We start from the raw sequence: 19,297 nt of genomic DNA, 5'->3' as shown, positions 1-19,297 counted from the left end.
GCGGAATTTAAGGGAAATCGGGCTCTGGCGCAGGTATTACCTGTGCAGGCAGCTCCTAATTTTGTAGCGACTACGGTTTGGGGATGCGGATGCGGCTGATCATCAGCGAGCCCGACACGGCAAACATCAGCACCAGCGGGTGGAAGTGGAAGCCGCCCAGCTCCATGCTGCCGAACCACAGGTTCTCGCGCAGCGCACCCGACCAGGCGGCCAGTGCCATCACAAATACCGGCACGATGGAGGTGGGGATGGGCGTGCCCTCGAAGTACTTCACCTTGTCGCCGCCGTCAGACAGCATTTCCGCCGTGACGTTGAAGCGGGCCAGCCGCGACACTCCGCAGGCCACGAAGAAGGCCAGCACGATGCGGTCGTACAGGCCTTGCATGCCGCAGCCGTAGGCAATGATGGCGGGGGCCACGCCGAAGGAGATCACGTCGGCCAGCGAATCCAGCTCGCGGCCCATGATGGAGGTCTTTTGCCGCCAGCGGGCGATCTTGCCGTCCAGCACGTCGAACACAAAGGCCGCCAGCACCAGCCAGCAGGCAAAGTACACATGCCGCACGTCGCGTATCTCCAGGTAGGTCATGATGGAGAACAGCGCGCCCACCCCGCACACGGCGTTTGCCAGCGTGAACCAATCGGCCAAGTGGAATTCGCGGATCATCGAAAACGGCTTGGGCGGTGTACCGGGTGTCATGGGATATCAATTCCTTTGCGTGCAAGTAGGTGGTCAACCCGCCAAGGATAGCGGCTGTGGCTGCGCTAGGCCACCTGCGCCGCAGTCTGGTCGTCGGGGATTTATAGGAAATAGGCCGCTGGCGCAGGTAATACCTGCGGTGGCAGCTCTTATTTCGATAGCGGTTTCAGCAGCTCCTGCAGATCATCCTCCGAGAACAGCGGCTCTTTGCGGGCCTGGGCGCCGCTGTACATGCTCTCGGCCAGTGCGGCCTTGCGGTCCTGCAGGGCCAGGATACGCTCCTCAATCGTGCCCTGGGCCACCAGCTTCACCACCCAGACGCTCTGGGTCTGGCCGATGCGGTGGGCGCGGTCGGTGGCCTGGGTTTCCACCGCCGGGTTCCACCAGGGGTCGTAATGGATCACGGTGTCGGCCTGCGGCAGGTTCAGGCCCACGCCGCCGGCCTTCAGGCTGATCAGGAACAGCGGCACGGCGCCGCTGGTGAACTGCTCGATGATCTCGTCGCGCTTTTGCGACTGGCCAGTGAGCTTGGTCCAGGCGATGCCGCGTTTTTTCAGCTCGACCTCGATGCGCGCCAGCATGCTGGTGAACTGCGAGAACAGCAGTACCCGGCGGCCCTCGGCCAGCATCTCGGGCAGGACTTCCATCAGCTGCTCCAGCTTGGCCGACTGCTGCATGTTTTGCGCCGCTTCCAGCGGCAGCAGCCGCGGGTCGCAGCAGACCTGGCGCAGCTTGAGCAGGGCGTCGAGGATGGTAATGTGCGACTTGGCCAGGCCCTTGCCGCTGAGGGCTTCGCGCACGGCTTTCTCGGTGCTCAGGCGTATGGTTTCGTACAGGTCGGCCTGGGTGCCGGCCAGCTCCACGCGCAGCACGGTTTCCACCTTGGGCGGCAGCTCGTGCGCCACCAGGGCCTTGGTCCGGCGCAGCATGAAGGGCGTGATGCGCCGGCGCAGCTGGGCCAGGCGCTCGCTGTCGCCGGCCTTCTCGATGGGCGCGCGAAACAGGGTGTTGAACTGCGCCTGGCTGCCCAGAAATCCGGGCATCAGAAAGTGGAACAGGCTCCAGATCTCGCCCAGGTGGTTTTCCATGGGCGTGCCGCTCAGCGCCAGGCGGTGCTGGGTGTTGAGCTCGCCCACCACCTGCGCGGCCTGGGTGCTGGCGTTTTTGATGTTCTGCGCCTCGTCCAGCACCACTGTGTGCCAGGGGGCTTGCAGCCAGCCGTCGCGGTCGCGCTGCAGCAGGGAATACGGGGCGATCACCACATCGTGCGCATGCGTGGTGTCGGCCACCTCGTGGCGGTCGGCACCGTGCAGCACCAGGGTGCGCAGGCCGGGGCAGAAGCGCTGGGCCTCGCGCTGCCAGTTGCCCATCAGGCTCACCGGGGCAATGATCAGCGCCGGGTTGCTCAGCCGGCCGGCGTCTTTTTCGACCTGGATGTGGGCCAGTGTCTGCAGCGTCTTGCCCAGGCCCATGTCGTCGGCCAGGATGCCGTTCAGCCCGGCGCGGCGCAGAAACTGCAGCCAGTTCAGGCCCTGCTGCTGGTAGGGCCGCAGGCTGGCCTGCACGCTGGCGGGTAGGGCCACTTCGGGCAGGGCCTGCTGACCGGCGAGCTGGGCTACCAGCTCTTGCAGGGCCTGGGCTCCGCTCCATACCGCGCCCTGGCCGAGTGCTGCACCGGCGCGCAGGGCTTCCATGCGGCTCAGGCGCAGGCTGTCGCCGCCCAGGTCGTGCTGGCGGCTGCCCGCCAGTTCCAGCAGGGCCGAGAGCCAGGGCCGCAGCGGTTCGGTGGGCACGCGGATGAAGGCATCGCCCTCGGGCTGGCGCAAAAAGACATGGGGCGGCAGCACGCGTTCGCCGCTGTGCGCATCCACCGGGGCATTGGCCAGCTGCGCCAGCAGGCTGGGCAGCCAGGGCAGGATGTTGTGCCGCTGGCCGTTGATTTCCATGCCCAGCGACAGGTCGAACCAGGGCGATGCCTCAGGGTCGGCTGCGCCCTGGGGTTGCATTTCCACCTGCAGCACATCGGCGCGCTGCAGCCAGTGCTGCAGGGCGTCATCCTGGCTGACCTGGAAGCCGGCTGTGCGGAACACGGCAAAGTCGGTATCGGCCCAGTCCAGCCAGGGTTGTTGTGACATGCGGCCCGGAATGCGGTAGCCCTCCGTGGGCGAGCCCAGCAGGCCCAGGCGATCCAGCTGACCCCGCAGGTCAGCTTCGGTGTCCAGGTCACGGAAGAGCAAGGTGCGGGTGCTGCCGTTTTGCACCAGTACCGTGTGTTCGTAGTGGTCCCAACTGCCGCGTAGGCCCGCATAGTCGAAGCTCAGCTGCGCCCGCAGCAGGCCCTCGGTAGCCTCATTCTTGGGGCTGACAGGTGATATGTGCAGATGGCCGACGGGCTTCACGCCTTGCGCCGTGGGCAGGGGTGTCAAGGTGGGCGGCATGGCCACGGCGGCCAGGCGGCGTAACAGCGGTGCCTGCAGCGGCTGCAGGGCGGACTGTGGCACGGGTGGCGCGTTCAGCAGCAGGGGCAGTTGGGCGGCGGGTATGCCCTGGGTCTGTGCCAGGCCACAGGCACCCTGGGCCAGGTCCAGGTACAGCGGCGGGTGATTGGCGTAGATCTGTGCAGTGTCCTGGCCGCCGTCCAGCCTGGCGCGCAGGTTCCAGAACGGCTCATCGGCCTTGCTGTCCTTGCTGGCCTGCCATTCCCAGGCCATGTCGCGCGGCGGGCTCCACTGCAGGGTTTTGCCCAGAAAGCCGCCGTCGGCCAGCGCAAACAGCCGCCCGGTGGCGGAGGCCAGCTGCAGCGCCAGCAGGCCGGCCGCACCTGCCACCACGGCGCTGATGCCGTAGGACGGGCTGGGCGAGGCCACGCTCTGGCCCTTCAGCAGTAGCAGCAGTTCCTGGTCTTGCGGACTGGCGTCGTCCCACATGGGGTGGCCGGGCGTGGGCAGGGTGGAGACGCTCTTGGGCTTGCTCCAGTCGCCGTTTTTCTTGGGCCGGGACTTGTGCAGCTGCAGCTCCAGCATGCCCGCCAGATGCGCGCCGGGGCTGGGGCTCAGCACATAGACAAAACTCTCCCACAGCTCGGTATGGGCGGCCGAGGGACCACGCTCCAGCGCATCGAACTGGGCCAGCCAGTGGCCCACCTTGGCCTGCGCTGCGGCGCGGCTGCGCTCGGCGGCGGCCTGGCGGGCTGCGGCCAGCTCCGCCTCGGTCGGCGGTTTGGCCGGTGGCTGGGTGTTGCTGGTCTGGGTGCGGTAGGCGGCCTTCAGCGATAGCGCGACCGCGTGCTTGCAGTCCACGCCCACCGGGCAGCTGCAGTCGGCATCCCAGTGCGTCAGCATGCCGTGCACATTGATGTGCAGGCGGATGTTTTGCGTGTACGGGCTGCGTTCACTGCCCTGTACCGCGCCGCTGAGCTGCCAGCGTCCGTTGTCGATGGCGCGGACTTCCATGTCCAGCACCTTCTGGCCCCGGTACAGGGTCAGGCCCCGCTCCAGCACCGCGCTGGAGACGAAGTTGCCCAGGTTTCTAGGGTTGAACCACAGGCCCCCGACAGTTGCCATTTATTGCTGGGCGGCCAATGCGTGTTCGGCTTGTTGGTCGGCGTGGTAGCTGGAGCGCACCATGGCGCCCACGGCGGCATGGCTGAAGCCCATGGCGTAGGCCTTTTCCTCGAACATCTTGAAGGTGTCGGGGTGCACGTAGCGCTTCACCGGCAGGTGGCTGTTGCTGGGCGACAGGTACTGGCCGATGGTCAGCATGTCGATGTTGTGGTCGCGCATGTCCTGCATCACCTGCAGGATTTCTTCGTCGGTCTCGCCCAGGCCGACCATGATGCCGCTCTTGGTCGGCACATTGGGGTGCAAGGCCTTGAACTTCTTCAGCAGGTTCAGGCTGAACTGGTAGTCGGAGCCGGGGCGGGCTTCCTTGTACAGGCGCGGCGCGGTTTCCAGGTTGTGGTTCATCACGTCCGGCGGGGCCAGTTTCAGGATCTCCAAAGCGCGGTCGTCACGGCCACGGAAGTCGGGCACCAGCACCTCGATCTGGGTTTCTGGAGACAGTTCGCGGATGTTCTTGATGCAGTCCACAAAGTGCTGGGCGCCGCCGTCGCGCAGGTCGTCGCGGTCCACGCTGGTGATCACCACGTATTTGAGCTTCAGCTTGGCGATGGTCTTGGCCAGGTTCAGCGGCTCGTCCACGTCCAGCGGGTCGGGGCGGCCATGGCCCACGTCGCAGAATGGGCAGCGGCGCGTGCACTTGTCGCCCATGATCATGAAGGTGGCCGTGCCCTTGCCGAAGCACTCGCCGATGTTGGGGCAGCTGGCTTCTTCGCACACCGTGTGCAGATTGCTTTCGCGCAAAATTTGTTTTATTTCGTAAAACCGGGTACTGGGCGAACCGGCCTTCACGCGTATCCATTCGGGCTTCTTCAACACTTCGCCTTGCACGACCTTGACCGGGATGCGCGACAGCTTGGCGCCCGCTTTCTGCTTGGCCAGCGGGTTGTAGGACTCTACGGATTGCGCGTCGCGGACGACTTCATTGGTGCTCATGGGCGTGGTGCTTCGAATGGTTTGCCAGGGGGTGGATTATCGCCCGGGCTGCGGATTAGAGCTTCCTGTCTTGGTATTGCCATGACTTGGGGCGTATAGTTTGGATTATGTTGCAGTGCAACATATTGTTGTACTGACCGACCTGATCACCACCGTTTACTACCACTGGAGCTATCCATGCTGAATTTCGAAAACATCATCGCCACCCAAAAATCCGCTGTTGCCGGCCTGTTCGATCTGTCGAACTCCCTGTTCGGCAGCGCTGAAAGCCTGGTTCGCCTGAACCTGCAAGCCGCCAAGGCCACGCTGCAAGAAGCCGCCGATGCCAGCCAGACCCTGGCCGGTGCCCAAAACCCCCAGGCTTTCGCCGACCTGCAAAGCCAGGCCCTGAAGGCTGCTCCTGAAAAAGCCGCTTCCTACCTGCGCCATGTGCAGTCCATCGTGACCTCCAGCGGCAATGAAGTGCGCGAATACGTGGAAGCGGCTGCAAGCGATGCCAAGGCTGAAATCAGCAGCTTCGTGGAAGCCGCTGCCAAAAATGCCCCAGCCGGCAGTGAAAACGCCGTGGCCTTGGTGAAGTCGGCTGTGGCTGCCGCCACCAACGCCATCGAATCCGCCCAACAAGTAGCTAAGAAAGCCACCGACAAGGCAGTGGAAACCGTGGAAGCCACGCTGGAAGCCAAGGCTTAAACCCTGCACCCGGGCGTTACGGCGTCCATCCCTGACAAAATATGCCCTGCGGCCTGGTGGATCACCGGGCCGTTTGTCTTTGTGGAAGGACTTGACTCACCCCCAGGCTGCAGCGCTACGCGTCTTGCGCCAACCCCCTTGCAGGGGGCGACACCAGTAGCCCGGCAAAGCCGGTTCTACGGTGTCCTTGGAGGGGTGCGTTGTGCCTAAATTATTTGTGGAGAAATGAATGCCGAGTCAAAGCCCCTCTTTTTTCAGCCGCCTGGCCCTGGCATTTGCCGTGCTGGGCGATGGCGCACTGGCCGCCCGCCTGCAAGCGCTGCGTGATGGCGTGCCAGCTGCACCTACCCCGTCTCCCGTTGCGCCACCCGCGCCCGTGCCAACGCCCGCACCTGTGGTGAAAGTCTCCACCCCCGACGCCGCCCTGCAACTGCTGGGCCTGCTGCAGCGTGAAGCCCGGTTTGTGGACTTCATCCAGGAAGACGTGGCCGCCTATTCTGACGCCGACATTGGCGGCGCCGCGCGCCTGGTGCACACCGGCTGCCGCAAGGTGCTGCAAGAGCATTTCACTCTGGTGCCTGCGCTCAGCGAGGCCGAAGGCAGCCGCGTGGTGCTGGATGCCGGCTTTGACGCCAGCAGCGTGCGCCTGACGGGCAATGTGGTTGGCCAGGCCCCGTTCCGTGGCACGCTGCGCCACCCGGGCTGGAAAGCCACCGACGTGCGCCTGCCCCGCACCACCGAGGGCCACGACCCGCACGTGATCGCCGCGGCCGAGGTGGAACTGTGAGTGCAGCTCCAAACGCTGCCCGCTACGCCATCGGCATCGACCTGGGCACGACCCACTGCGCCCTGTCGTTTACCGACCTGAACGACCCCAGCGCCACCCCGCAGATACTGCCCATACCGCAGCAAAGCGGCCCTGGCGCGGTGCAGGACTACGCGCTGCTGCCGTCCTTCATCTACCTGCCCCACGCCAGCGAATTCGCCTCCGGCGACCTGGCCCTGCCCTGGCAGGCCGCGCCCACGGCGGTGCTCGGTGAATGGGCACGCAGCCACGGCGCGCAAACCCCGATCCGCCTGGTGTCCAGCGCCAAGAGCTGGCTCTGCCACCCCGGCGTGGACCGGCGTGCGGCCATCTTGCCGCCGGACCTGCCCGGTGCGGCGGCCGACGAGGTAGCCCGTATCTCGCCGCTGGAAGCCAGCACCCGCTACCTGGCCCATCTGCGCGACGCCTGGAACTACACGCACCCCGACGCGCCGTTTGACCAGCAAGCGCTGACGGTGACCATCCCCGCGTCCTTCGACCCGGCTGCGCGCGAACTCACGGCCGAGGCCGCCCAGGCCGCCGGCTACACCGGCGTCACCCTGCTGGAAGAGCCGCAGGCCGCGCTGTACAGCTGGATCGCCCAAAGCGGCGGCGGCTGGCGCAAACAGGTCAAGGTCGGCGACGTGATCCTAGTGGTCGACGTAGGCGGCGGCACCAGCGACTTCTCGCTGATCGCCGTGGTCGAATCCGAAGGCAATCTGCAGCTGCACCGCGTGGCCGTGGGCGAACACATCCTTCTCGGCGGCGACAACATGGACCTGGCCCTGGCCCATGGTGTGGCGCGCCAGCTGGCGGCGGACGGCAAATCGCTGGACGCCTGGCAGCTGCGCGCCCTCACCTACGCCTGCCGGCTGGCCAAGGAAAAGCTGCTCAGCGACGCCGATGTGCAGTCGGTTCCGCTGGTCATCCCCAGCCGCGGCGCGCGCCTGATCGGCGGCTCCATCAGCGCCGAGCTGCGCCGCGAAGCGCTCACCGCCACCATCCTGGAAGGCTTCTTCCCCCAGGTGGACAGCAGCGCCCGCCCCATCAGCCGGGCCCGTGCGGGTTTGACCCAGCTCGGCCTGCCGTATGCGCAGGACGCGGCCGTCACCCGCCACCTGGCCGCCCTGCTGGGCCGCCAGGTCGGCGCCACTGCGGCCCTGGGCGGCTTTGCGCCCGCGCAGGACGCGAGCTTTCTGCACCCCACGGCCGTGCTGTTCAACGGCGGCGTGTTCAAGTCGGACCTGCTGGTGCAGCGCACCCTGGCCACGCTGAACAGCTGGCTGGAAGCCGAAGGCGCGCCGGCTGCGCGCCTGCTCGACGGTGCCGACCTGGACTACGCGGTAGCCCGCGGCGGCGCCTACTACGGCACGGTGCGCCAAGGCCAGGGCATCCGCATCCGCGGCGGCACGGCCCAGTCCTACTACGTGGGCATTGAATCCGCCATGCCCGCCGTGCCCGGCCTGGAGCCACCGGTGCAGGCCCTGTGCGTGGCGCCCTTCGGCATGGAAGAAGGCAGCCAGGCGGACTTGCCGCCGCAGGAGTTTGGCCTGGTGGTCGGCGAAGCCGTGCGCTTCCGCTTCTTCGGCTCGTCCGTGCGGCGGGATGACACGGTCGGCATGCTGCTGGACTTCTGGACCCCGGACGAGCTGCAGGAGCTGGCCGAGATCGAAGCCCATCTGCCGGCCGAGGGTCGCGCCCCTGGCGAAGTGGTGCCGGTCAAACTGCGCGCCGCCGTCACCGAGGCTGGCACGCTGGAGCTGCATGCGATTCCACGCAACGGCGGGGAGGGCTGGAAGATCGAGTTCGAAGTCCGTGCCGACGGGCAGTAAGGATTTATAAGAAATCGACCTCTGGCGCAGGTTCTACCTGCGCAGGCAGCTATTAAAAATGGAGCATCTCGCTTACCTGAGCTCGGTCTTGCGCTCAATGATCCGCGATACCAGCCCGTACTCCACGGCTTCCTCGGCCGACAGCCAGCGGTCCCGCTCTATGTCCACCAGCACCTCCTCCAGCGGCTTGCCGGTTTCGCGGGCGATGGTGCGGGCGATGCGCTCGCGGGCCTTGACGATCTCGCGCGCCTGGATGGCGATGTCACTGGCCGGCCCGCCGGCGCCGCCGCTGGGCTGGTGGATCAGAAAGCGCGTGTTCGGCAGGCAGTAGCGCCGCGCACGCGGCACGGCCAGGAACAAATGGGTGGCGGCGCTGCCAACCCAGCCGGTGCCGACCATGTTCACCGGCGCGGCGATGAAGCGCAGGATGTCGTGGATGGCGTCGCCCGACTCCAGGTGGCCGCCCGGCGAACTCACTAGCACGTCAATCGGGTCGGCGCTGTCGGCGTCCAGCGCGATCAGCCTGCGCGCCACGTCGGCGGCCATCACGTCGGTGACGGTGCCGAAAATCAGCAAGGTACGCGACTTGAAGGCTTTTTCCTCCAGGTAGGAGGTGCGCGGCTCGGTGGCGCTGGAGGGCGGGGTGGTGTCTGGGGTGTCCATATCGGAGTCCTGGTAGTTGAACTGCCTTGACGAACAACACACGGCTTTCGTGACACCGCAGCCCTGGCTGCGCTATGGCACCATGTAGACATGTACGACGAACACCATTGGGTTCTGCTGGATTCCGACCGCCGCCGCCTGCTGCGCGCTGCCACCCGCTTGCTGGGCCCGGCGGAAGCCGAGGACGCTGTGCAGGACGCCTACCTGCGCGCGCTGACGCCAGACACGCAGGCGCCCTTTGTTGCCCAGGCCTGGCTGCTCACCGTGGTGCGCAACCTGGCCATAGACCGCCTGCGTCGCCGCGACTGGATGCGGCACTGGCTGGCCGGAATGGACGCTGACGACGCCACATCCCCCTCGGCCGAGATGGATGCGGCGCTGGCCGAAGAAACCACCTACGCCTTGCGCCTGCTCGCGGCCCAACTGGCGCCGGAGGACGGCGCGGCTCTGCTGCTGCACGAAGTCTTCGAGGTCGCCCATACCGAGATCGCAGCCGCCAGCGGCCGATCCGAAGCCGCGAGTCGGCAGCAGCTGCGGCGGGCGCTGTTGCGGCTGCGCCAAACGGCAGGCCCCGGGGCCGATACGGAGCCAGCGGAGGAGCAAGAGACCGTCTTCCGCCTCTACCTGCAGTCGCTGCAGCTGCGCGATCCGCAGACCCTGTGGGCGATGCTGCGCCAGCCGCCGATCAGCGCCTTGGCGGCCATGTCCACGCTGGCGGCAGCAACCACGACAGCGTCGCCTGCGAGCACCTGCGGCGTCGTGCAGATAGGCGGTCAACTGGGCCTGGTGCTCAGCCTGGACGGCGTCCGGCTGTGCGTGCTGCCGCTGGGCGTGCGGCCCGAGCCGGAAGCCGTGCTGCTGTAGTGCGCATCCGCCTGGATTCTGCGAATAGCTCGATTAGCATCGAGCCCTCGGTTCGCGCGCCAACCCCATCGGCTTCGAAGGCGGCAAGGAGAGAAAAAGTATGAGTAGCAACGCCAACACGGTGCCGGCCAGTCTGGTTCCGCCCCCAGAAGGCTATGCCGATTGGCTGGCCGATCTAAAGGGGCGCATCCACGCCGCCCAGCAGCGCGCCACGCTGGCCGTGAACCGCGAGCTGGTGCTGCTGTACTGGCAGATGGGGCAGGACATCCTGGCACGGCAGGCCGCACAAGGCTGGGGCGCCAAGGTCATTGAGCGGCTGGCGCATGATTTGCGCGCGGCCTTTCCGGACATGAAGGGCTTTTCTCCGCGCAACCTCAAGTACATGCGCGCCTTTGCCCAGGCCTGGCCGGACGCGGAGTTTGTGCAACAGGCTGTTGCACTATTGCCTTGGGGCCACAACCTGGTCTTGCTGGAGCGCTTGGACACACCGGAAGAGCGCCGCTGGTATGCCGCCAAGGCCGTGGAGCACAACTGGTCGCGCAATGTGCTGAACATGCAGATTGAAACCCGCCTGCTGGCGCGTAGCGGTGCGGCAGTCACCAACTTTGCAGCAACCTTGCCACAGCCGCAGTCCGACTTGGCCCGCGAGTCGGTCAAAGACCCCTATCGCTTCGACTTTTTGGGACTGACCGACGAGGCGCAGGAGCGTGCGGTTGAAAACGCCCTGGTCCAGCATGTCACCGAATTTTTGCTGGAGCTGGGTGCGGGCTTTGCGTTCGTTGGACGGCAGGTGCTGCTGGACGTGGGCGGGGACGAGTTTTTCATCGACCTGCTGTTCTACCACCTCAAGCTGCGCTGCTATGTGGTGATTGAACTCAAGGGTGGCAAGTTCAAGCCCGAGCATTTGGGGCAGCTGGGTTTTTACCTTACCGCCGTAGACCGCCAGGTCAAGAGTGCGCTGGACAACCCCAGCATCGGCTTGCTGCTGTGTAAAAGCAAAAACAAGATCGTGGCCGAATACGCCCTGGGCGACAAGAGCCAGCCCATGGGCATCGCCGAATACAAGCTGCTTGAATCCCTGCCCGCGGAGCTGCTGACCAGCCTGCCCAGCATTGAGCAGATTGAGCGCGAGCTGGCCAAGGGCGACACATCCATGGAAGACGATTCTGAATGACGCCACCCTGGCCGCCACGGTGGGCAACGCCCAAAAAATACATAGAAACAGCCTCTAGCGCATATTTAACCTGCGCAAGTAGCTATGGTTAATGTAGCAAACAAGAAGCCACGCTACACCGTTGGCATCGACCTGGGCACCACCCACACGGTGGTGGCGTTTGCCGAACGCGGGGCGGCGCAGATCCAGCTGTTCCCCATCGCCCAGCTGGTGGCGGCGGGCGAGGTGGCGACGCTGCCGCAGCTGGCTTCGGTGCGCTTTCACCCCGCGGCCGGTACGCTGGCGCCGGCGGATGTGCAGTTGCCCTGGCCGTCTACCGAGTCGGCGGAATCTGCGGTATTGGGCCGCTTGGCGCTGGAGCTGGGTGCGCAGCAGCCTGGCCGGCTGGTGGCCAGCGCCAAAAGCTGGCTGTCGCACGCCGCGGTGGACCGCACCGCGCCCATCCTGCCCTGGGGCGCGCCGGCCGACATTGCCAAGGTTTCGCCCTTGGCCGCCAGCGCCAGCACCCTGGCCCATGTGCGCGCCGCCTGGAACGCCCAGCACCCCAAGGCCCCGCTGGAACAGCAAGAGCTGGTGCTGACCGTGCCCGCGTCCTTCGACGAAGGTGCGCGCGCACTCACGCTGGAAGCCGCGCGCCTGGCGGGTTTGCCCGGCGTGCGCCTGATCGAGGAGCCTCAGGCCGCGTTCTACGACTGGGTCTACAGCCACCGCGACACCTTGGCCGAAGATTTAAAGAAAACCCGCCGCGTGCTGGTCTGCGACGTGGGCGGCGGCACCACCGACCTGACGCTGATCGACGTGGAGATCGTCGGCGGCGAACCCAAGCTCACCCGCAGCGGCGTGGGCGACCACCTGGTGCTGGGCGGCGACAACATGGACCTGGCGCTGGCGCATCTGGTCGAGTCGCGCCTGGGCAGCGAGCGCCTGAGCGCTACCCAACTGGCGCAGCTGACCCAGCGCTGCCGCGCCGCCAAGGAGCTGCTGTGGAGCCCCGGCGCGCCCGAGAGCACCACGGTGACGCTGCTGGGCAGCGGCTCCCGCCTCATCGGTGGCGCGCGTTCCGCGCCGCTGCACCGGGCGGATTTGCAGCAGCTGCTGGTTGAAGGCTTCTTCCCATTGGTCGCCGCCGACGCGCAACCCCAGCGCGCCCATAGCGGACGTGGCGGCCTGGTGGCGTTCGGCCTGCCGTATGCGAGCGACGCTGCCATCACCCGGCACATTGCGGCCTTTCTGCAGCGCCACCCCGGTGTGCGTCCCGATGCGCTGCTGCTGAACGGTGGCGTGTTCCACGCCGAGGCCTTGGTCCAGCGTCTGCATGACACCTTGAACAACTGGAGCTCCCAGCCGCTGCAGCTGCTGCACAACCCGCAGCTGGACGCCGCCGTGGCGCGCGGCGCCGTGGCCTACGCCCTGGCCCGCTCCGGCAAGGCACCGCGCATAGGCGGGGGCTCGGCGCGCAGCTATTTCCTGGTGCTGGACGACGGCGACAACGGCGGCCTGACCAGCCAGCGCGGCATCTGCGTGCTGCCGCACGGAGCGGAAGAGGGCAAGCCCATCATGCTGGCCGATCGCACGTTTGCGCTGCGCCTGGGGCGGCCGGTGCGCTTCTATCTGGCCTCCAGCGTCACTGATACCCAGCACCAGCCGGGCGAGCTGATCGACCTGTCTACGGGCAGCTTCGTGCGCCTGCCTCCGATCGCTACCGTGGTGCAGGGCACGGCCCGCGAGGTGCTGGTGCAGCTGAGCACGGCACTGACCGAGGTGGGCACGCTGGAGATGCATTGCATCGCTGTGGACGACCCGGCCCAGCAGTGGCAGCTGGAATTCCAATTGCGCGGCGATGCGCAGGAAGCCGCCCAGGAGGCCCCGCCACACCCGCGCCTGGCGGACGCCAGCACAGCCATAGACCGCGTCTACGGCGACCGCGCCCAGGGCGTGGACGCCAAGGAGGTGAAGCAGCTGCGCGCCCATCTGGAGCGCCTGCTGGGCAGCCGCGATAGTTGGGATACGCCACTGCTGCGCACCCTGTTCGGCCAGCTGTTGGAGCGCGCCAAGCGTCGCCGCCGCACGGCCCAGCACGAGCGCCAGTGGTTCAACCTGACTGGCTACGCGCTGCGGCCCGGCTTTGGCCACCCGCTGGACGATTGGCGCGTGCAGCAGATGTGGGACTTGTTCGAGCCCGGCATCGCCCACAGCCACGAGCCGCAGCAGTGGTCCGAATGGTGGACGCTATGGCGCCGCGTGGCCGGTGGGCTGACGGCCGAGCAGCAAGACATGGTCTATGAAGCCATCGCCTACTACCTGCAGCCCGTGGGCGGGCAGGACATTGAAGCGCCCGGCGGCCCGCCCATGCTGGCGCTGGACGAGATGCTGCGCATGGCGGCTTCGTTCGAACGCATCTCCGTAGCCAACAAAGTGCAGCTGGGCGGGTGGCTGGTGCAGCGCTTGGAAAGACCGGGCGAGAACCCGCAGGCCTGGTGGGCGCTGGGCCGCATCGGCGCGCGCCAGCCGCTGTACGCCAGCCTGCACCATGTGGTGCCGCCGGAGGTGGCAGCGCAGTGGCTGGAGGCGGTGCTGGCGCAAGACTGGGCGAAGGTGGAGCCGGCAGCCTTTGCTGCGACCCAGATCGCCCGTGCCACCGGAGACCGCGCCCGCGATGTGCCCGATGCGCTGCGCCAGCGCGTGGTCGACCGTTTGCTGGCCGCCCGCGCCGCCCCCGCCTGGGTGGCCATGGTGCGCGAGGTGACGGTGCTGGACGAGGCCGATACCCGGCGCGTATTCGGCGAATCGCTGCCGGTGGGGCTGAAGCTGGTGGATTGAGTCTGCTATTGCTTTGATAGCTACTTGCGCAGGTATTAACTGCGCTGCAGGCCTAAAACCTTCAAGACTGCAGAATGAAATTTCCCGTTCGCCCTGAGCCTGTCGAAGCCCTTCGACAGGCTCAGGGCGAACGGTAGACGCAGCCTCAAGCCTGCTTGCTACGGCGCTTTGCGATGGCACCCGCCGCCAGCAGGCCGGTGAACACCAGCACCATGCTGCCGGGCTCGGGCACCTGGTTGGTGGCGCTGAAGTTGGACGCCACGGTGGTGGCGCCGCCAAACAGGCTGTCCACCGACGTGGTTTCAAACCCGAAGGTGCTGCCAGCATTCACCAGCAGCGACAGGCTGCCCGATTGCGGGTCGAACAGGCCGTCGGTGCTGAGCTGGTGCAGCACGCCGTCCAGGATGTAGCCAAAGCTGTCGTTACTGGAGCCGCCGTCGTCGGCTGTGCTGTAGTTCCAGTTGAAGCTCAGCAGGGTGTTCTGGTTGAACAGCAGGCTGTAGCTCAGCGTGGTCGGGTCCAGCGGTGCGCTGCTGAAGTCGCTGAAGTTGGACGAGTTCAGGGTCAGCGTGCTGCTGTTGGCCGCCACGGTGCCGTTGCCACCGTTGCTGTTGACCGTGGTCCAGTTGGCGGGGGCGGTGTTCAGCACAAAGTCGGCGTGGGCGCTGCCGGCCAGGCCGAGGGCCAGGGCGGAGATGGCGAGGAATTTGGAGTGCATGGTGTAAGGGCTGAAAAGTATTTAGTTGGGCAGGGTCTGGTTCACGAAGCTGGAGCCGCCCAGGTCGGACTCGTCAAAGGTGAAGACGAACCACTGGTTGGGGTTGGCCAGGCCACCGGCGGTGACGGGCAGGAAGTCGTTGTCGTTGCCGATGTACAGCGTGTGCTTGACGGCGCGGTCTACCACCACGTCCTGGCCAAAGGCCATGCCTTCGAGCTTGGCGGGGATTTGCGTGTTCTTCAGGCCGGCGGCTTGCAGCTTGGCGGCGATGTCCAGGAACAGGGTCTTGGGCACGGCATAGGGCAGCAGGTTGGCTTCGCCGCTGAGCTTGCTGACGTCGGTGGCGCCGGCCAAGTCAATCTTGTAGACGCGCTTGACCACGGCCTTGCTGTCGTCGCCCAGGCCCTTGCCGTCGCGCTCCAGCACCAGGATTTCATGGCTGTTCAGCGCCAGGATTTCGCTGCTGTTGTAGGCCTTGGCCATGTCGGCCAGGTAGTTGTCGTAGACGTATTGCTGGGTGGCGCCGGAGGCGATGTTGATGCTCAGGATGCGGTTGGCGCGGCCACCGTCGCCGCCGTCCTGGATCAACGGGCTTTGCATGAAGCCGAACAGGGTTGTGCCGTCGGGCGAGATGGCCAGGCCTTCCATGCCCTTGTTGGCCACGCGGCCGCTGGTGTTGCTGCTGATTTCGGTAGCGCCGGAGGAGGATTTCTTGGCGATGGCCAGGCTGGCCGGCAGGGTGATGGTGCGGCCGCGGCCGCCGCTGGCGCGGTCAAACTGGTAGATGTAGGGGCCGTATTCGTCCGAAATGAACACCGAGGTACCGCTGCGCGACAGGCGTATGCCTTCGGGGTCGAAGCGGGCGTCGGCCACATCGGCGGAGGTGCTGGTGGCGGCAAAGTTGTCCGAGCGGCCCGAGAAGTAGAACTTGCCCGTCGTGTTGGCCGCTGGCACGGCCGAGAAGCCGGCGACCGGCTCACCGTAGTGCAGTGCGGTGCGGCTGTACAGCAGCGTGGTAGCCAGCAGGCTGGGGCTGAGGGTGAAGGGCAGGCCGGTGCTGGCGTCGGGCGTTTGGCTCAGCGCCAGGTTCAGGGTATGGAAGCGGGGGATGTAGCTGGCGGTGTTGTCCACGCTGGCGTTCCAGGCGGTGGCGTTGGGGCCACGGTCGGGCAGGGCCAGAAAGGTGCTGCCGCCGGCCCAGGTGAGGCCGGACCCACGCCACCCAGCAGGTCGCCGCGTACACCGTTTTCCAGTGCACCGCTTTGGCCGGAGAGGTCGCTGGCGGTGGCGGAGAGTTTGCCAATGGCGACCAGGTCCACCGCGTGGACGGAAGTGGCCACCAGGGCTTGGAGCAGTGCGGCTGTCAGCAGGGCTAGACGCGGGTGGCGCATGGGTGGTCCTTGGGCAAAAGGAACACATATTGCGCACACCGTGTGACGGCGCAGTGACACTGCGGGCCGTCGCGCATGGTGGCCCGCAGCTTGGTCTAGCGGAACTGCTCGGGTTTGTAGAAGCCGCTGTCCACCAGAGCGGCACGCCAGTTTTTCACGTCCACCAGCAGCGGCTTGAGCAGCATGGCGGGCACGACTTTTTCACCGTTGTTATAGGTTTTCTCGTCGTTGATGGCGGGCTTTTTGCCGGACAGGATGGCGTCCACCATGGTGGCGGTGACCTGGGCCAGTTCGCGCGTGTCCTTGAATACGGTGGAGGTCTGCTCGCCCCGGATGATGGAGCGTACCGAGGGCAGCTCCGCGTCCTGCCCTGTGGTGACGGGCAGGGGCTGACCGCCCTGGCCGTAGCCGGCTTTTTTCAACGCCTCGATCAGGTCGATGGTGATGCCGTCGTAGGGCGAGAGGATGGCGTCCAGGTGCTGCTTGGCGTAGTTGCGCTCCAGGATGCCGACCAGGCGGGCGCGCGCCACGCTGCCGCTCCAGCGCATGGTGGACACCTTGTCCATGCCCATCTGGCCCGAGCCCACTACCAACTGGCCTTTGTCGATGAATGGTTTAAGTACCGACATCGCGCCGTTGTAGAAGAAGTGGGCGTTGTTGTCGTCGGGCGAGCCGGCGAACAGCTCGATGCGGAATGGCCCCTTGCCCGTTGCCAGGCCCAGCCGGTTGGCGATGTCGCTGCCCTGCAGCACGCCGACCTGGAAGTTGTCGAAGGTGGCGTAGTAGTCCACATGGTTGCTGCCGCGTATCAGCCGGTCGTAGGCGATGACCTTGACCTTTTTGTCGGCGGCGGTCTGCAGCACCGGGGCCAGCTTGGTGCCGTCGATGGCGCCAATCACCAGCACCGAGGCGCCTTTGGCGATCATGTCCTCGATCTGGGCGGTCTGGGCGGCCAGGTCGTCGTTGGCGTACTGCAAAATGGCGCGGTAGCCCAGCTTGTCCATAAAGCGCGTCATGGCCAGGCCTTCGATCACCCAGCGTAGCGAGGTGATGGTGGGCAGGGAGATGCCGATCACCCCCTTTTCCGCAATTTGGGAAAAGGCGCCCAAAGGTAGCAATCCGCCCACCAAACCTCCTAATAGCTGTCTGCGCACAGATTGCATGGCTATTTGTCTCCAAATGTGTATTGTTGTGATTTGATCGTAGCAGACCGGCTGCTTCCCTCTTGGTACTGAAAAATGAAAAAGAACGCACCCACCAAAGCCGAAACCGGTGTGCTGCCGCCGTTCCAGGGCCTGCCGCTGGACCGCATTCTGGTGCCCCACACCGAGGCTGAATTCGCGGATGCCACGGCGCAGATCCTGGCGGCCGGTGCCGTGGGTTTTGATACCGAGGCCAAGCCCACGTTTGCGCCGGGCGAGGTCAGCAGCGGGCCGCACGTGGTGCAGTTCGCGCTGCCCACCCAGGCTTTCTTGTTCCAGTTGCATCGGCCGGAGTCGCTGCCCTGCCTGGTGCAGATACTGCAGTCACCCGCGGTGCGCAAAGTGGGCTTCGGCCTGGAACAGGACCGTGGGCAAATCCATGCCCGGCTGGGCGTGACGATGCAGGCCGTGCTGGACCTGAACAGCATCTTCCGCCAGCAGGGCTATGGCACCTCCATGGGGGTGCGCGCGGCGGTGGGCGTGGTGCTGCGCCAGCGCTTCCACAAGTCCAAGAAAACCACCACATCCAACTGGGCCCAGCCCCAGCTCAGCCCGACGCAGATGCTGTACGCGGCCAACGATGCCTATGCGGCGCTGCGGGTGTACCAGGCGCTTTAGCCTTCCACGACCCGTACACTTCTGGTCATGAAACTCAAAATGGCCAAGAACTCTCTTTTCGCAGTCTTGCTGCGCTCGCCGTGGTGGATCAGCATGCTGCTGGTGCTGGCTTTCGGCCTGGCTTCGGCGGCCCTTCTGCCCAAGGCCTATGTGCCGTTCGGCGTGATGGGCGCGTTGCCCTTCTTTGTGATCGGCTTGATGGCCCTGCAGCGCCAATGGAATGTGCCCAGCGCTGCCCGTGTGGCCGAGCTGCTGGAGCGCGCTGGCGCCATGCCCTGGCGCGACTTTGCCGACAGCCTGGACGCGGCCTACCGCGCCCAAGGCCATATGGTGACGCGGCTAAATGTGCCGGCCGCAGATCTACAGCTGGCGAAAGACGGTAAAAACACCTTGGTGGCGGCCAAGCGCTGGAAGGCGGCAAACCACGGCGTCGAGGCGCTGCGCGATCTGGCGGCTGAGAAGGAGCGCCGTGGCGCCGATGCCTGCATCTATCTCAGCGCTGGCGATGTGAGCGACAAGGCCCGTGTATTTGCCCAGGAGCAGGGCATACAGCTGGTGTCGGGTACGGCCCTGGCGCAGTTGCTCAAGACGGCCGAGGCTTGATAACGCGTCAGGCGGGCAGGTAGCGGCCCAGTTTTTCGCCCAGCACCAGGGCAGCGTCCTGCCAGGGCAGTTGCACGCCCAGGCTGGCTAGGTCCACGGTTTGCAGTCCGGCGTAGCCACAGGGGTTGATGCGCTGGAAGGGCTCCAGGTCCATGGCCACATTCAGCGCCACGCCGTGGTAGGTGCAGTGCCGGCTGACCTTGATGCCCAGCGCGGCAATTTTGCCCAGGTAGTGGGGCTGGGTTTCCAGCTCCTTGGCGGTAAAGCCGGCTTCCAGGCGCGCATGGCCAAACGGGTCTTGCAGGCGCACGTAGATGCCCGGCGCGCCCGGCACGCGCAGGCCGGTCACACCGAAGTGCGCCAGGGTTTGCACCACGGCTTCTTCGATGCGAAACACATATTCCTTGACGAAGTAGCCGGCCCGCTTCAGGTCCAGCAGCGGGTAGGCCACTACCTGGCCCGGCCCGTGGTAGGTGACCTGGCCGCCGCGGTTGGTTTGCACCACGGGGATGTCGCCGGGCAGCAGCAGGTGTTCAGCCTTGCCGGCCAGGCCTTGTGTGAATACCGGTGGGTGCTCACAAATCCATAGCTGGTCCGGCTCATCCGGTGTGCGCTGGGCGGTGAAATCCTGCATGGCCTGCACAGTGGGCAGGTAGTCCACGCGGCC

The 19,297-nt window shown here is 66.1% G+C and carries 17 protein-coding genes; 8 read left to right on the top strand and 9 right to left on the bottom strand.

What is annotated here, in order from left to right; genetic code table 11:
• Positions 1-70: 70 nt before the first annotated feature.
• The 3 genes from pssA to lipA all read right to left on the bottom strand — a co-directional run bounded on the left by pssA (position 71) and on the right by lipA (position 5,250).
• Positions 71-697, bottom strand: a complete 627-nt coding sequence (gene pssA / locus AC07R0_RS11730) for a CDP-diacylglycerol--serine O-phosphatidyltransferase (protein WP_495075782.1) — start codon at positions 695-697, stop codon at positions 71-73.
• Between the two features lie 149 nt (positions 698-846).
• On the bottom strand, positions 847-4,260 hold the full coding sequence (locus AC07R0_RS11725; RefSeq protein WP_495104944.1) for a DEAD/DEAH box helicase: 3,414 nt from the start codon (positions 4,258-4,260) through the stop codon (positions 847-849).
• Positions 4,261-5,250 carry a lipoyl synthase gene (lipA, locus tag AC07R0_RS11720; protein ID WP_495096159.1) on the bottom strand — a complete coding sequence of 330 codons (990 nt, stop codon included), beginning with the start codon at positions 5,248-5,250 and terminating at the stop codon, positions 4,261-4,263.
• 177 nt (positions 5,251-5,427) lie between these two features.
• Here lipA and phaP point away from each other — a divergent pair, with 177 nt between their 5' ends.
• The 3 genes from phaP (at position 5,428) to AC07R0_RS11705 (ending at position 8,577) form a co-directional block, all read left to right on the top strand.
• Complete coding sequence (gene phaP / locus AC07R0_RS11715) at positions 5,428-5,940, top strand: TIGR01841 family phasin (RefSeq protein ID WP_495104943.1); 513 nt, start codon at positions 5,428-5,430, stop codon at positions 5,938-5,940.
• Positions 5,941-6,169: 229 nt separating this feature from the next.
• Positions 6,170-6,727 (top strand): DUF2760 domain-containing protein, encoded by a 558-nt coding sequence (locus tag AC07R0_RS11710; RefSeq protein ID WP_495104942.1) that lies wholly within the window; start codon positions 6,170-6,172, stop codon positions 6,725-6,727.
• Positions 6,724-8,577: an Hsp70 family protein gene (locus AC07R0_RS11705; protein ID WP_495104941.1), complete on the top strand. Its 1,854-nt coding sequence runs from the start codon at positions 6,724-6,726 to the stop codon at positions 8,575-8,577. Before AC07R0_RS11710 ends, AC07R0_RS11705 begins: the two co-directional genes overlap by 4 nt.
• Positions 8,578-8,649: 72 nt before the next feature.
• On the opposite strand, the gene AC07R0_RS11700 is transcribed toward AC07R0_RS11705, so the two are convergent.
• On the bottom strand, positions 8,650-9,240 hold the full coding sequence (locus tag AC07R0_RS11700; RefSeq protein WP_116606632.1) for an ATP-dependent Clp protease proteolytic subunit: 591 nt from the start codon (positions 9,238-9,240) through the stop codon (positions 8,650-8,652).
• Positions 9,241-9,330: 90 nt separating this feature from the next.
• On the opposite strand from AC07R0_RS11700, the gene AC07R0_RS11695 reads away from it, so the two are divergent.
• From AC07R0_RS11695 to AC07R0_RS11685, 3 genes are all read left to right on the top strand, one after another.
• Positions 9,331-10,104 (top strand): sigma-70 family RNA polymerase sigma factor, encoded by a 774-nt coding sequence (locus AC07R0_RS11695; RefSeq protein ID WP_495104940.1) that lies wholly within the window; start codon positions 9,331-9,333, stop codon positions 10,102-10,104.
• A gap of 100 nt (positions 10,105-10,204) precedes the next feature.
• Complete coding sequence (locus AC07R0_RS11690) at positions 10,205-11,278, top strand: PDDEXK nuclease domain-containing protein (RefSeq protein WP_495104939.1); 1,074 nt, start codon at positions 10,205-10,207, stop codon at positions 11,276-11,278.
• Positions 11,279-11,362: 84 nt separating this feature from the next.
• Positions 11,363-14,098 (top strand): Hsp70 family protein, encoded by a 2,736-nt coding sequence (locus AC07R0_RS11685; RefSeq protein ID WP_495104938.1) that lies wholly within the window; start codon positions 11,363-11,365, stop codon positions 14,096-14,098.
• Between the two features lie 145 nt (positions 14,099-14,243).
• Here the strand turns inward: AC07R0_RS11685 and AC07R0_RS11680 are convergent, their stop codons facing one another.
• The 4 genes from AC07R0_RS11680 to chvE form a co-directional block, all read right to left on the bottom strand.
• Positions 14,244-14,816 carry a PEP-CTERM sorting domain-containing protein gene (locus tag AC07R0_RS11680; protein ID WP_495104937.1) on the bottom strand — a complete coding sequence of 191 codons (573 nt, stop codon included), beginning with the start codon at positions 14,814-14,816 and terminating at the stop codon, positions 14,244-14,246.
• 21 nt (positions 14,817-14,837) lie between these two features.
• Positions 14,838-15,989: an esterase-like activity of phytase family protein gene (locus AC07R0_RS11675; RefSeq protein WP_495105139.1), complete on the bottom strand. Its 1,152-nt coding sequence runs from the start codon at positions 15,987-15,989 to the stop codon at positions 14,838-14,840.
• On the bottom strand, positions 15,905-16,207 hold the full coding sequence (locus AC07R0_RS11670) for a hypothetical protein (RefSeq protein WP_495105146.1): 303 nt from the start codon (positions 16,205-16,207) through the stop codon (positions 15,905-15,907). The genes AC07R0_RS11675 and AC07R0_RS11670 overlap by 85 nt, the downstream gene beginning before the upstream one ends.
• Positions 16,208-16,302: 95 nt before the next feature.
• Positions 16,303-17,370 (bottom strand): multiple monosaccharide ABC transporter substrate-binding protein, encoded by a 1,068-nt coding sequence (chvE, locus tag AC07R0_RS11665; RefSeq protein ID WP_495104936.1) that lies wholly within the window; start codon positions 17,368-17,370, stop codon positions 16,303-16,305.
• A 75-nt stretch (positions 17,371-17,445) separates the two neighbouring features.
• Between chvE and AC07R0_RS11660 the strand changes: the two genes are divergently transcribed.
• Both AC07R0_RS11660 and AC07R0_RS11655 read left to right on the top strand, forming a co-directional pair.
• Positions 17,446-18,027, top strand: a complete 582-nt coding sequence (locus tag AC07R0_RS11660; RefSeq protein ID WP_495104935.1) for a 3'-5' exonuclease — start codon at positions 17,446-17,448, stop codon at positions 18,025-18,027.
• A 27-nt stretch (positions 18,028-18,054) separates the two neighbouring features.
• Positions 18,055-18,630, top strand: a complete 576-nt coding sequence (locus tag AC07R0_RS11655; protein WP_495075794.1) for a restriction endonuclease — start codon at positions 18,055-18,057, stop codon at positions 18,628-18,630.
• A 7-nt stretch (positions 18,631-18,637) separates the two neighbouring features.
• Here AC07R0_RS11655 and lipB read toward each other — a convergent pair whose 3' ends face one another.
• A complete protein-coding gene (gene lipB / locus AC07R0_RS11650; RefSeq protein ID WP_495096405.1) occupies positions 18,638-19,264 on the bottom strand; it encodes a lipoyl(octanoyl) transferase LipB in 627 nt (208 codons plus the stop codon).
• Positions 19,265-19,297: the final 33 nt, after the last annotated feature.

The sequence above is a fragment of the Rhodoferax sp. GW821-FHT07F03 genome (assembly GCF_059418745.1).
The sequence above is the reverse complement of the archived record's forward strand: the minus strand, read 5'-3'. Positions and strand labels throughout refer to the sequence as shown.